Source organism: Achromobacter sp. Root565 (assembly GCF_001427425.1).
GTDB lineage: Bacteria > Pseudomonadota > Gammaproteobacteria > Burkholderiales > Burkholderiaceae_B > Achromobacter > Achromobacter spanius_D.
In genome coordinates this window covers 18,196-18,622 of record NZ_LMGO01000001.1, presented here as the reverse complement: position 1 = coordinate 18,622, position 427 = coordinate 18,196, and the positions used below count along the sequence as shown (strand labels likewise).

The 427-nt window shown below is 66.6% G+C and carries 1 protein-coding gene; it reads left to right on the top strand.

Annotated features, from left to right (window positions below; genetic code table 11):
• On the top strand, positions 1 to 427 hold a 427-nt coding region (locus ASD71_RS00095; RefSeq protein WP_304438785.1), incomplete at both ends, for a malic enzyme-like NAD(P)-binding protein.

Below are 427 nucleotides of genomic sequence, written 5' to 3'. Positions count from 1 at the left end.
TGCCTGGACCTGATGGTCGATCTGGGCCTGCCGCTGGAAAACATCTGGGTGACCGACATCGAGGGCGTGGTCTACGAAGGCCGCACCACGCTGATGGACCCGGACAAGGCGCGCTTTGCGCAAAAGACCGACGCCCGCAAGCTGGCCGAGGTGATTCCCGGCGCCGACGTGTTCCTGGGCCTGTCGGCCGGCGGCGTGCTCAAGCCGGAAATGGTCGCCGCMATGGGCTCGCGTCCGCTGATCCTGGCGCTGGCCAACCCCACGCCGGAAATCCTGCCGGAAGTGGCGCACGGCGTGCGCGACGAYGTGGTGATGGCCACGGGCCGTTCGGACTATCCGAACCAGGTCAACAACGTGCTGTGCTTCCCGTACATCTTCCGCGGCGCGCTGGACGTGGGCGCCACGACCATCACGCGCGAAATGGAAA